This is a genomic window from Paenibacillus sp. L3-i20 (genome assembly GCF_022180385.2).
GTDB lineage: Bacteria > Bacillota > Bacilli > Paenibacillales > Paenibacillaceae > Pristimantibacillus.
Map to the genome: position 1 here is coordinate 846,070 of NZ_BQME02000001.1, position 13,777 is coordinate 859,846.

The 13,777-nt window shown below is 40.1% G+C and carries 10 protein-coding genes; 3 read left to right on the forward strand and 7 right to left on the reverse strand.

Features of this window, described 5'->3' with window-relative positions:
* Window positions 1-686 precede the first annotated feature (686 nt).
* Entirely contained in the window at window positions 687-4,517 is a 3,831-nt protein-coding gene (locus tag MFF31_RS04230) for a glycosyl hydrolase family 18 protein (protein WP_238186865.1), read from the forward strand.
* Window positions 4,518-4,704: 187 nt separating this feature from the next.
* Here the strand turns inward: MFF31_RS04230 and MFF31_RS04235 are convergent, their stop codons facing one another.
* Complete coding sequence (locus MFF31_RS04235; protein WP_238186866.1) at window positions 4,705-6,999, reverse strand: ATP-dependent helicase; 2,295 nt, start codon at window positions 6,997-6,999, stop codon at window positions 4,705-4,707.
* A gap of 274 nt (window positions 7,000-7,273) precedes the next feature.
* On the opposite strand from MFF31_RS04235, the gene MFF31_RS04240 reads away from it, so the two are divergent.
* Together MFF31_RS04240 and MFF31_RS04245 are read left to right on the forward strand one after the other, a co-directional pair.
* The gene (locus MFF31_RS04240) at window positions 7,274-7,852 is read left to right on the forward strand and encodes an RNA polymerase sigma factor (protein ID WP_238186867.1); all 579 of its coding nucleotides are present in this window, start codon (window positions 7,274-7,276) and stop codon (window positions 7,850-7,852) included.
* Window positions 7,845-8,669, forward strand: a complete 825-nt coding sequence (locus tag MFF31_RS04245; RefSeq protein ID WP_238186868.1) for a DUF4367 domain-containing protein — start codon at window positions 7,845-7,847, stop codon at window positions 8,667-8,669. Before MFF31_RS04240 ends, MFF31_RS04245 begins: the two co-directional genes overlap by 8 nt.
* Before the next feature lie 40 nt (window positions 8,670-8,709).
* Here MFF31_RS04245 and MFF31_RS04250 read toward each other — a convergent pair whose 3' ends face one another.
* From MFF31_RS04250 to MFF31_RS04275, 6 genes are all read right to left on the reverse strand, one after another.
* Window positions 8,710-9,186: a hypothetical protein gene (locus MFF31_RS04250; protein ID WP_238186869.1), complete on the reverse strand. Its 477-nt coding sequence runs from the start codon at window positions 9,184-9,186 to the stop codon at window positions 8,710-8,712.
* A 250-nt stretch (window positions 9,187-9,436) separates the two neighbouring features.
* A complete protein-coding gene (locus MFF31_RS04255) occupies window positions 9,437-9,589 on the reverse strand; it encodes a hypothetical protein (RefSeq protein ID WP_238186870.1) in 153 nt (50 codons plus the stop codon).
* Window positions 9,590-10,124: 535 nt separating this feature from the next.
* The gene (locus MFF31_RS04260; RefSeq protein ID WP_238186871.1) at window positions 10,125-10,820 is read right to left on the reverse strand and encodes a PepSY domain-containing protein; all 696 of its coding nucleotides are present in this window, start codon (window positions 10,818-10,820) and stop codon (window positions 10,125-10,127) included.
* 138 nt (window positions 10,821-10,958) lie between these two features.
* Window positions 10,959-11,600 (reverse strand): PepSY domain-containing protein, encoded by a 642-nt coding sequence (locus tag MFF31_RS04265; RefSeq protein ID WP_238186872.1) that lies wholly within the window; start codon window positions 11,598-11,600, stop codon window positions 10,959-10,961.
* 84 nt (window positions 11,601-11,684) lie between these two features.
* Window positions 11,685-13,061: a sensor histidine kinase gene (locus MFF31_RS04270; protein WP_238186873.1), complete on the reverse strand. Its 1,377-nt coding sequence runs from the start codon at window positions 13,059-13,061 to the stop codon at window positions 11,685-11,687.
* Window positions 13,058-13,762, reverse strand: coding sequence for a response regulator transcription factor (locus MFF31_RS04275; protein ID WP_282570417.1), 705 nt, complete (start codon window positions 13,760-13,762; stop codon window positions 13,058-13,060). Before MFF31_RS04275 ends, MFF31_RS04270 begins: the two co-directional genes overlap by 4 nt.
* Window positions 13,763-13,777: the final 15 nt, after the last annotated feature.

A 13,777-nucleotide genomic window follows, 5' to 3' on the forward strand; every position in this document is an offset into this window, starting at 1 on the left:
GTATGCTCCTTTTCTTCTTAGCAAGTATGTAGTCTATCTATCGTAACATGTCATGGGTACTTCTGCACAAATTGCCTTGCGAACTATATCGTCCTTCGCTATCTGATTTATGGCATACATGTGTTACAGAAATTTTTACCTCATTCGACTAATAGTCCAGTCTTTCCATGTTAATCGACGATTAATTTCGACAAATTATCAATTTAAGATAAATTTACCCCCTTGATAATAGAAATTTATCCTTCCTCAAGTATTAGTAACAACTCATGATAGGGATAGCTACACAAATGGCTTACTTCACGAAAGCCGGGGGTGATTTATACATAAAACGTTAACAATCCGTATTTAATAGGAATTGGTAATCGTTATTTCAGAGGTACCGCCTGCCGGCAATTTTAGAAGACGCTTACATAATTGATTTCATCTATGTAACGGACAAGAAATTAGACTTCTATACGGCGAAATAAACCAGCTTCAACAATTATTACGACAACCACACCAAGTTGATTACCTCCCGAATGTCTCTCCTTCATAAGTTTACTTACATAATCGCTCCTGAATGATCCAACTAAACTAGAAAATGTAAACGCATCCAAGAACCCGCCGAAACACCTAGATCTCGCAAATCTATCCCATGTTTATATGTTCGACTATGAAAATTAGAGGGTGATATGGTGTATTTTTCTATGCGTAAAAAAGAAATGAAACTTTTATTTATCGTTTTTTTATCTTTGGCATTGTTGGTCTCTCCATTATTAAACACAACGGCAACTTACGCCGATAGTTCGGTGGCAACTGAACAAACAGAGCAAAGTAATGAAGTACCTGCTGAAGGACCGGATGATGTACCTACTGAAGTTCCAACTGAGGTACCGGTCGATGTACCTACTGAAGTTCCAACTGAGGTACCGGTCGATGTACCAACCGAAGGGCCTGATAAAACACCTGGTGAAAACACTGAAGTGGTTGTACCAAACCCAGAGGTAACAAAACCTCTTGAACCTGCAGCGGACGCTATCAGCCCACTAGCACCTCAGAATTTAAGTATCGTAGAAGGCACCCTTACTTATAATAGTGTCCAACTAAAGTGGGATTTTAGAGAAAATTTAGATGATAATGATATTCAAATTTATAACGAGATAGTGAATGCAAAAGGTGAGCGTGTGTGGAAAGATCTCATATGGGGAAGTTATTGGTCACGCACCCCCCTATTGAAACCCGAAACGGCATATAAGTTGATGATCGTTTGGAATGGCGATTCGAAGCTTGAGCATAAAAGCAATATCATTGAATTTACTACACCTGCAGATGCCAGCCAATATAAAGAACACCCTCTGACACCACCACTTAACGTAAGATTATCAAACATTACAGATACAAGTGTCACGTTAAGTTGGAAGGGAAGTACCGATGCAGCTGGATATGACTATTACGTAAATGGTGCTTGGATTAGCGGCGTCTGGGATGGCTCCGATACCGTTACTTATACATTCCCTAATGGAGCACCTGCTGCAGGAACCCCTTTCCAATTTATTGTTGGCTCACAAGCTAAAGGTAAAGATCCCGTAAAAGCTGCGCCCATTTCGATCAAGTGGGGTGAACTAGCGGCTCCTCGGGACCTTCAGGTCATAACAGCAAATCGGACAACTGCCGCACTCGGCTGGACTCCTACACATGGGGCAACGAATTACGATATTTACCAAGGAAATACCCTGATTGGTTCCAGTGAATCCCCACGTTATGTCGTGAATGGTTTAACGGAGGGGCAGTCTTACAGCTTCACAGTAGTAGCGAAAAATGCGCTGTGGAAATCACCAGCAAGTATTGCTGCTACTACAGTGCCAGGAGCGGACTACACTAACTTCACTTATTACGGCGCATGGATGGTATATAACCGTAATTATTTGCCTGAAGCTGCTGATTACTCTCAAATTACACACATTAATTATGCTTTCTTTGATCTTTGCTGGCTCAAGGTTAATTCCGCTGGTAAACCTTGTGTAAATCCAAAAATCCCTATCATGTCCGACTACGTATTTGATGGAGAATTGATACTGGGAGACCAAGAAAAAGATCTCGAAAACCTTGCTAAATTCAAAACAATCAAAGCAAATAATCCGCATCTAAAAGTAATGGCTTCGGTAGGTGGCTGGAATTCCTCCAACTACTTCTCAGTAATGGCCAAAACGGACGTTACTCGTCGAGCATTTGCTAATTCTGTTATCGAGTATTTGCGCGAATTTAATATGGATGGATTAGATATTGACTGGGAATACCCAGTCGAAGGTGGAGCTGAAGATAATACCCGCTCGCCTGATGATAAACAAAACTTTACTCTTCTGATGAAGACGGTTCGTGAAGCACTAGATGCAGCTGGCGCCGCAGATGGAAAATACTATTTATTAACTATTGCGTCTGGGCAAGGTGATAACTTTACTGTTAATGCTGATTATGTGAACTCCGTTCAATACTTGGACATGATTAACATTATGACTTATGACTACAGCGGTAGCTGGGCAACGTTGGCTTATCACAATGCACCACTCTATTATGATCCCAACAACACTAGATCTTCTGCAAAACGCAACAATGTTAGAGGTGGCTTACTCGGTCACTTGAACGGCGGCGTGCCAGACTATAAATTGAATGTCGGCATACCTTATTACGGAGTAGCCTGGGAAGGTTGTCCTGCGACGGGTCAATACCAAACATGCGCATCTACCCCTAAAGGAACGTGGGGCGATGGCGATGGCAAGTTCGATATTTTCGATATAGAAAACAACATGGTCAATAAAAACGGCTTCACCTATTATTGGAACGAATATGCTAAAGCCGCTTATGTTTACAATCCTGAGAACGGCAGATTTATTACATTTAATGATCAAACGTCAATGATGTATTTCACCTCATTAGCCAAAACTTTGAACTTGGCTGGTGTTATGAGCTGGGAAATTAGCGCAGACCGTAACAAAACACTTACAACACAAATCATTAAAGATCTTCCGATTGATGGAAAATTTAATGCAACAGCCTTAACTGCACCTAAAAACCTTGTAAGCGAATGGATAGAAGATACCCGCATTCAAGTAAAATGGGATGCTGTAGCTGGTGCAGCTGGATATGAGGTATATCGTAATCATCAGTATGTGGGTTACACAACTGAAACCAAATACACTCATACTGGAATCATTGCAGCTACTGAATATGAATTTAACGTCCTTGCTGTTAAGAAAGACACTAATAAAGTCGTTGAAGTATCACCTTCTAGCCAAATACTAAAAGCAACTACTCTAATTAACGCTCCTATAGGGAGTTTTACACCAGCTCCTATTAAGGCTAAAGACGAACTAAACACATCAACAAGTAAATCCGATGCTGGATTGACCATCAACATTTTGAAAGATGCTTCTATTCAGACGATCGAATCTGCAAAAGTAACCTCTTATAAAATTACGATAAACGAGAATGCACAACTTCTCAATATCATAATACCTAAAGGAGTCATTGATGCTATCTTTGTTCAAGGTGAAGGTGCTCAATTGTCCATTGTCTGGAAGAATATCACTTATGTAGTACCAGCTCATGCTATTCATCTGAATGCCGATATTAAAATATCTATCAAGCCTACAGACTTAACTATTACTGATGAGATTAAGAAATTGGCGCAGGAGCAAGGACTTACTGTAGAAACCCAACCGTTAGACTTCAATATCTTCAAACTTATATCTGGAAATAACTACGAAGAAGTAACCAATTTCGGTAAATTGAAATTTAATCGTACTTTTAAATTGAATGCCAAAGATATCGATACTAACCGTGCAACTGGAGTTTTATATTTACCCGATTCAAAAGATTTCCGTCCAGTCTCCACCGTCTTCACAAAAGGCGAAAAAGACGGCATAACTGCGAACTTGGTTACTAACGGTAACAGCATTTACACCATCGTCGAATCCAATTTCAAATTCAAAGATGTTACTGCCGAGTGGGCTAAGAGCTCTATCGAGCGTGCAACTGCGAGATTGATTGTTTCTGGAGAAACAAGTGAGCTATTTGGTGCAAGCACCAAAATTACTCGCGCTGAATTTGTCTCTATCATGGTAAGAGGACTTGGCATCATCCCGAATATAAAAGGTACTGCGTTCGACGATGTAGCTGTTGATTCCAAATATGCTAGAGATATTGCAGTAGCGAAAGAACTAGGAATAGTGACTGGTAAAACAGCTAACACGTTTAATCCAGAAGGCACGATTACACGTCAAGATATTGCTGTTATATTGGCAAATGTATTGAAGCTTAACAAAGGACTAAAAGATGCTAATGATAACATACTTAACACATTCCGCGATAAGGATTCCATTGCTTTGTATGCCAAACCTGCAGTCGCTCTATTGGTACATGAGAAAATTATGCAAGGTGTATCTGCTACAAAGTTTGATCCTAAGTCCAATATATCTAGAGCACAGGCAGTAGTAGCTATCGTTAGATTCCTTGATAATTTGGAGAAAACGAGCAAGTAGTATCAATAAAGCAAGAATGAAAAAGGGACTAAGCAAGATTAATCTGCTTAGTCCCTTTTCTATATTTTTTCTATGCTTTTCTGTGCCTTTTGTTTACTCTCCGCCTTGTTTACTTGTTATGCCTCGTAACATTCCGCCTATCATCGAGAGGAAAATTCCTCATTCGCAATTAAAGTCACTATTTCCCCTACTCTAATTCCAACAACCCCATTTCCAAACACATCGAGATTGCCAGTGTCTTTACATTGCTTGTTCCAAACCGAATCGTAACTCGCTCTCCATCCATCGCTTCTATGACACCTGCGCCAAACACCCGATGGCGGACCGCCGTTCCTTCTACTAACAATGATTGAGAGCGAATCGCATTCGGATTTACCTCAGCTTGTTTAGCTACTCTACCCGCAGTTATAGATTTAAACTTCACACCACTAGAAGACTCTTCTCGCATAACTGACATGGATGACACACCTTTACTTCGTTCTAGCGCAGAAGCTTCTTTCCTTTCTCGTCTACTCGGATCTACAATATCCCGAACTGCTGTCATAAAGGAAGATTCCGACTTTTTCTCCCCATCCCGCTGCTCGTAAGCAACTAGTTCCAGATGTCTTCGCGCACGAGTCATCGCTACATAGAACAAGCGGACTGCCTCTTCCATAAGCGGTTGAGTTCCATCTGCTTCACTGGACTTCGTTTCGTCTGATGATGGAATAATACCTTCGATAAGATCGACCATGTATACATGATCGAATTCCAAACCCTTTGCGCTGTGGAAGGTCGAGAACGTAACAACATTTTGCCCCCGACGGGACTTTGCCCCCTTAAGAACTGCCTCCAAATACTTTAATCGATTGGCAAAGTCAGCCATCGTCTCAAGTCCGTCAGCAATATCTTCAAGCGTATTCAAAATACCAATCAAATACTCCTTGCTGAAGCCGAGCCTTTCACACATTTTTTCGAGCGCTTTCTCATACCCAAGTCTCGATCGGATAACACGTATAGCCTGTTGAGGCGGCATGCCACTCATTTGCTGGAACGTTTCCTTTGCTTCCGTAATCGGTTTTCTTTGATATTCCTGAAGCTGAACAATGTTCAGCAGATTATCAAACACTGACTCGTTATTTTCGATCGTCTTTAGAACTGCCATCTGATGTTTACTTATATATCCGTTGAACTTAAGATGAATATTTTCCAATATATCAGGTCGCTTGTCGGTAAACGTCATTCGCATGAAATTCAATATGTCTTCAATAACCCAATGCGAGAAAAACCGATTATCAGCATCCTTCATATAGAATGGAATTCCCGCACGGTCAAATTCATTCATTAGTCCAATGGAAGATGAATTATTACGATACAAAATAGCTGCCTCAGAAAGCTTGTCCAGCTTCTGCATCTCTCTCGCCACATATTTGGCCTGCGAACGATAATCCGCTAATCTTTTAAAGGCGACCTCTTCGACTGAAGCATTTTGTGTAAACATATTTTTGTTATACCGATTCTTATTGCGCTTAATAAATTGGTTCGAGACAGCGACGATCTCTTGTGACGAACGATAGTTTTGTTCCATATAAAGCGTAATTGCGCTTGGGTATGCAGCCTTGAAGTTTAACAAATAAGATGGCTCTGCACCCCGCCAGCTATAGATGGATTGATCATCATCCGCTACAACGCATAGGTTCTGATGCTCTCTTGCCAGCTTCTCGATAATGGCGTGTTGCACCATCGATGTATCCTGACTTTCATCTGTTAACAAATAATCATAGCGGCGCTGGTACTTGCGGAGAACAAACTCGTCCCTTCCCAAAATGTCGTTGCCGATCGTCAACATATCATCGAAATCGATGAGCAGCTTAGAATGTCCCGTTCGCTTGAACGCCTCGTATTCACGTAATATACGCTCCGCCTGCGGTACATCAACCTTTACACGGACCCATTCTTCAGGCGGAATCATTTTATTTTTCACATAACTGATATAGGTCGTTAATGCCTCCATTCCATCATCAGTTGCATTCTCACCGACTATTTCTTTAAATAGTCCACGTAAAATAATACGTTTATGAAGTGGCAACCCATTCTCATCGAGTTCCTCACTCGTCGCTCCCTCCGCTTCCGTCCCACCCTCAATAATGTGATAAGCGGTTCCCGTCTTGCGGAAGTGCTCCCGAACAACTTCATAGGCTAAACTGTGAATCGTAGAGAAATCAACAGCTGGAAGATGGGGAAAGAACCGTTTGAATCGTTCCTTCATATCTCTAGCAGATGCCCTGCTGAACGTCACGGCCTTTATTCTCGACGGGTTCGCACCCTTCTCTTCTATTAAATATCCAATCCGCATAATAATTGTTGTTGTCTTACCCGATCCAGGCGAAGCGAGCAGCAGCAGCGGCCCCTCTGTCTGAACGACAGCTTTCGTCTGAACATCGTTTAGTTTAACGCCAAGCTCTGTTTCTTTCCGTTTCAAAAATTGATCTAACCCGTTCATATTACCCAATTCCCTTTTTGTCCGATTGAATCCATCGCTTCATTATAACATGTCAAAATTCAAAATGATGTGGGGCTTCTACTCCCTTTACAACTGACTTCAAGCACTATCTAACCGTTTGATTATCATGATAATACTGCAACTGAAACTATTTTTTTCCTAAATTAACATTCTCAAATACAAAGACATTTAGATAGGTTATAATGACGAAGAAACCGTATACACGATCTTCCAAATGTACAATATATAGCACTCACAAGGAGGCACTTTACATATGATAGATAAGTTATTCCTATTATCAAACGAAAAATACGAAGCACTTTCAACCGGCCTTCAAAAAGATATCTACCAAGAATATTATCAATTTGTGTATTCAGCTATTATTTTCATGGTGAAAAATCATGCAACGACAGAGGATATTATTCAAACCTCATTCCTAAAGGTTATAGAAAAAATTCCTCCCGGATTAAGCAATGTCCAATTAAAAAGTTGGATTAAAGTCGTTGTGCGAAATTCGGTCCATAATTATTTTAGAAAAACGAAAAAAAACCGCAACGACATCGACTCTGATAGTGTTTATATTAATGAGAGCACCGATTACGCTACTGAATCAGCATCTATTGAACGAGAAATTGAACTCAAGGTTATGACCGAAACAATCGGTGTATGCTTGAACGAAATGAAACCAGAATATAAAGCATTGATTGAGCTGCGCTGGAAAAAGGACTTAAGCTATAGAGAAATGGCCGCTGAGCTTGATACAACCGAAGATAAAGTGAAATACAAACTTTACAGAGCAAGGGAAGCGCTCAAGAAAAGACTGTTCAAGAGATGGGGTGGTAGCTATGAATAAACAAGAATTCGATCAATTATTTGATAACGCTTTTGATGAAAGTGTCAAAACCCACGAATTTCTACCTGATTCCAGCACATCATGGGCCAAGGTTAAGAAGGCACTTGATAAGAAAACGCGAAGAAAACGGACCCTTCGTATCTTGCCTTATATTGCTGCCGCTTTTATATTTGGCGCCGTTATTTTTGGTACACCAACAGTCACCAATGCATTCCAACCATTCTACCAAGCAATAACAACTATAAAAGACGGTGTAATCAACATCATATTTGGGACTAATGCACCCAATCCTACGAAACCTCGTACTGCCCCGCCACCAGATTATACGGGCAATTTATCATATGATCCAACAAGCAACAGTTATGCGGGAAATAACGATGAAGATACAAAATACAATAGCAAGGAATTTAACACATGGGAGGAAGCATCTCCTTTTATTGATTTCAATCTTCCAGACAATTTGAATATTCCAGACAATTATAAGCTGAAATATGTTCAAACCTTAATTAATGAGAAGACACAGATATCAAGCATTACAACTATAAATTATCGGAAGTCAGATGACGTGGGCTATTTTATAACCATACAAAAACTTCGTCCGAATAGTGTACTAAAATCAGGAGCCGATACATCTAATAATGATGTTACATTAGAAACTGTCCATATTGGCGATACTCCAGCATACCTATTTACTACAATCGATGGAACGACAAGCATTGAATTTCTCAAAATAGATACCCATGTGTCCATAATTGGAGCGCTAAGCAAAGAAGATGCAATACTAATTGCAGAAGATTTGACAACAGGAAAATATTAAAAAAACGAGCCCCTAACATTCGGGGCTCGTTTTTGTGTAATTAGGCTGCAACAAATGTTTGAGAATATTCAACTGCTTGTTCAGTTACAGTACCTTGCTTCGCAGTGTGAGTAACTTTGATGCGGAAATAATATCCACTTTCAATCTCTTTTGTTACCTGTTCGCTCAATGAACTCGTGTTGGATTTATTAATTGTACTTGTGGAACTAAAATCTGTCCAAGCAGATCCTGTCCACTTCTGAGTTACTACAGATATTCCTAATTGCTGAACAGATGATTTAGTTTGACTCGTTATGGATATTTCCACCTTTTGATTTTTATTATCGTTAAAATTAATAAGAGAGCTCTGTAAGTATTTATACCCGGTGAATGATGCAAACGGTTGTACTATATTAGGTGGTGGAGCTGTTCGAGGCATTGTCTCACTCCTTGCTGAAGCGATTTGTGGCACTAACATAAGTACAACCATAATCAACAGACCAATCTTCACTTTTGTAAAACGTCTAATTTTTGTCATAGCGGCTATCCCCTTTAATCGATTATGTACTTTCAATCATAATAGACTCTTAAATGATTAAAAATGTTTCATAAATTTGAAAAAATGGGATAATTATTTTCCATGCATACTTACTCAAAACTAAATTATTACTGAAGCTTTCTCATCGGTTGATATATTAATCTCTTTCTTTCACTTTTTCCTTTTCATAACGATCTATCGCCTCTCGAGCAATAAAAAACAATTAAGAGACCCAATTAAAACTCCTCCTCTACAAATACTTCTTCCGCGTCAAAAGCACAAAAGCAAACAATAAAATTAAACCAACAAAGCCTAGAATTGCCCACTCAGTATCGAGATTTGCAATAACCAAAAATACAATACCCATTATAATAACAGTTGTATACCATTGTGATTTTTTCATAAACGCTTCCCCTTTTTACTAAGCAGGCATGATTTTAATTTCAAACAATACTATTTTTTGTACTATGGGAGGTCAGAATTATTTATTTCCCCCACCAGTTTAATATGCGGTCCAAGTAAAATTGCATCAGCACTTACTCCAACAATAATTACATTTCGTAATGCTAAATACTTTAAAGTTTCATCGGCATCACTTTTTACGTATGATATAACAAATTAAACAGGTTCCCGCCACTGATATATATTATATCTTTCTGAGTAAGCCGTTCATGGTTTTTGAAACTGACTGGTTTCTCTGTCAATTAGCTTTAAAAAATTGGTTCATAATATCCTCTAGAAGTTAGTACTAATTTAGTCATAGACAGCCCTCCGCTACTTATTGTACTTACTTTAACAGATTTTGAAGTAATCTTTCCGTTAATTTAACAAAAATAGGCTGTCCCATAGTCAACATTGTTGACTTCTGGAACAGCCTTGCAAACAATAACTTGATCGATACTTATTTCTCGTTTCTTTCAAATTACTTGCAATACTTATTAATCACGATCATTGTCGTCATTGTCATCGTCTTGATCGTTAAAATCATCTTGGTCATCATCATTATCATTATCGTTGATGTCATCATGATCATCATCGTTGTCATCGTTATCATCATCTCTATCGACATCAATGATCTTGCCACTCACTGCGTTAACTTCAACTTCTGTTTTTACTCCATTTACAACAAGCTTCACTTCATAAGTAGGTTGCCCATCATCTTGATCACTCTTTACTTTCACGATAGTTCCACCCACATGAGCAACTGCTAGTTTACCTGCTTGATCAGCAGTAATCTTATGTGTTGCCTTGTTGCTATTTGATGTGTTTCCTGATTGCGCTGGCTTTACAGCAGTAGTCACAACAACGCGATCATCATCATCATTATCATCTAGCTTAGAACTTATCGTTGCGCCAGTGTATGCATCAATTAAGACATCATATTCGACACGCTTCGTCGTTTCGATCTCAACTTCGTAATAAACGCGACCGCCTTCTCTCTCAAGCTCCACGCCTTCTACTCGACCAGCAACAACTTTTGTTGCAGCCTCTTTCGCTTTATTAACCCCAATCAATACTTCTTTTTTTGCTCCGCCACTCGCAGAAGCAGGCTGTACTGCACTTGCACCAATCACTCCACCAACAAGAACTGCAACTGATAATGCTCCGACCAAAGCTATACGTTTTTTCATCATTTTTTAACGCCTCCTGTTTTTGTTTGTCTCTTGCTTGACTTAAATATAACCATCCCACATGAGAACAACATAAGAGCAACATTAGAATTTGATGAGAAATGAAAGTGAACTCTCTCATGAATGCGAACCTCTTACTAATTAAGTATCATCATCCTCATCATCTGAGCTATCGTCATCATCCGTAGTAACTGACATAATCGCACCAGAGATTGCATTTATCTGAACAATAAATTCCTTGCCGTCAGCAGTCTCAACTTCTACTAAGTAATCATCACCGCTTCCTCGCTCAACCTTTTCTACAACACCCTTTACATGTTTGGACGCCAGCTTTCCAGCTTCAGCCGATGTTAAAAGAGCTGGTTTTTCTGTCGTTGGCTTCTTCGTCACAGGTGGCTTTGTTTCCTTATCGCCTGGCTTAGCGCTAGTATTTGGTTCTGTAGGTTTTGGTGTAGCCGAAGGTTTCGGCGTTGCCGTTGGCTTAGGCTTAGGCTTAACAACAGGATCACCTTTTGCACTAAGACGCGTAACAGAATGAATCGCGCCGTTATTCGCATCTACGATAAGCTCATATACTCCTGTTGCTGATTTAAGACCAATGTAATAAGATGCTCCCTTCAAGGTAGCTTCTGTAATTTGTCCAGAATACTTAGCACGCACCGCCTCAATTACTTCTTCTTCCGTCCATTTAGGACCGCTTATCCACGGCTTCCAAACCAGCAAGCCAACTATTAAAGCACTAACCACCGTTACAGCGGTAACAATGGCTATTTTCTTTGACATACTCAAAACTGCCACCTCCATCTCGAAAACAATTTTAGTTAGTATAAATGATCAAGATTAGAATGGGATGAGAAATGCTGATCTCTATTCATCCGTTGTGGCAGTCAATGTTATCGTAACTGTCGTACCGACACCTTGAACACTTTCAAGTGTGAGGCGTGCCCCAATCGCATCTGCGATTTCCTTGGCTAATGATAAACCAAGACCTGCGCCACCGCCCTTGCGAGTCCTTGCTTCATCAACGCGATAGAACCTGTCGAATACTTTCGGTAAATCTTCCTGAGGAATTCCTATGCCACGATCTTTCACCGCAATGATTTGCTCATTCTCACTTGCTGCTACAATGATCGCAACTGGATGTTCGCTATATTTTCTAGCGTTGTCAAGAAATATAAATAGCAGCTGCTTTAGCTTATTTTCATCAGTAACTGTAATAATCCGCTCATTAGGTGCTTCGACTGCAACTTCCCTGCCATAAGCTCTCGTTATCGCCTTTGCAGATTCGATAGCTAATTCACGAAGATCTATGTTTTTCATAACAATATTCCATTCCTCATTATGTTTAGCTAACATCAGCAACTGTTCGGTCATTTCTTTCATACGAACCGCCTCAGAATGAATCGCATGAAGCGACTCATCAATGAGCTCTGGACGTTCCTTTCCTCGCCTCATCAGTAAATGCGCGTAACTTTCGATAACGGTTAGAGGCGTTTTGAGTTCATGCGAAGCATCCGAAATAAACCTTTTCTGCTTATCAAAGTTGCTCTCAAGCAATTCGATCATATCATTGAAAGTTTCTCCCATCTCATACAGCTCATCCTTTGATCCACCATCTTGTTCTAGTCTTTGGAATGTCCCGCTTCGCTTAATATCTTTCATCGTTACCGTCATTGCTGAGATCGGCCGCATAATAAGTTTAGCCAACACTCTACTGGACAAGACGGCAGGAACAAGCGCAATTAAAGTTACTACTATTAGAACCATTCGCAATACCTTCAAATGTTCTATCGTTGGATTCAGGCTTTCCGTTAGTTGCACGTTAACAACTTCTCCATTGCTCCAAATAACAGGCACTGATGAGCTAGCATAACTTTTCCCCTCATGCTTCAATACAAAAATGCGCTTATTTGAGGAATAAGTAACTTTTTGCTTGCTTAGCGATAACTCCGTAAGGGAAGTAACCGTTGAATTAATTCGATTCGGTTTGCCATTAGTTTCTTGCCCGACAATTCGGACCATTCCATCAACAGGGACATATGCACGCAGCAAAGCAGCCACCGAAATATCTCCCGCTGACTCCAGCAAATTTTCGGCTGTTGTGATCCCTTGCGCTTCAGTTTGTTCCAGCTGGCTGTTGATCGACAAACGACTAAACAACAAATAAATAGACACATTCATAAGAATGAGCAACACAGCAAACAATATAGAGGAGTAGAAATGAATTTTACTTTTTAACTTCATACTTGATCCTTAAGCACGTAACCGACACCTCGAACAGTATGGATCAGCTCCGGTTCGAACTCGCTGTCGATTTTTTTGCGCACATATCGGATATAGACATCCACTACATTCGTATCGCCAAAATAATCATAGCCCCATACAGCCTGTACAATTTGATCACGGTTCAACACTTGCCGCTTATTTTTGAGCATATACACTAACAAATCAAATTCCCTCGGCGTGAGATCAATAAACGTGTCTGATCGCATAACTTCTCGTGTACTTTCATTCAACTTCAAATTGGTTGCAAGAAGCCAACCATCATCTTCAGTTACAGCTACTGGAGCTTCGACAACTGGTCGCAAACGGAGTGCTGCTCTAATTCTCGCAAGCAATTCCTCAATTTGAAATGGCTTCGTCACATAATCATTTGCTCCTTGATCGAGACCTGCTACTTTATCTTCCACAGAACCTTTTGCCGTTAACAAAATAACTGGAATAGACGTATCCGATTGACGAACACGGCGTAGTATCTCAAATCCACTCATCCCAGGCAACATCACGTCGAGCAATAAAAGATCCCATCCACCTTCACGAAACTTCTCCAGCGCTGTTACTCCATTACTTGCCTTTTCTACGCGATATCCTTCACATTCCAGCTCTATTTCCAACAATCTTGCAATCTTGTCTTCGTCCTCAACAATTAAAATTGATTCCTTCAAAATGCTACCCCCCGC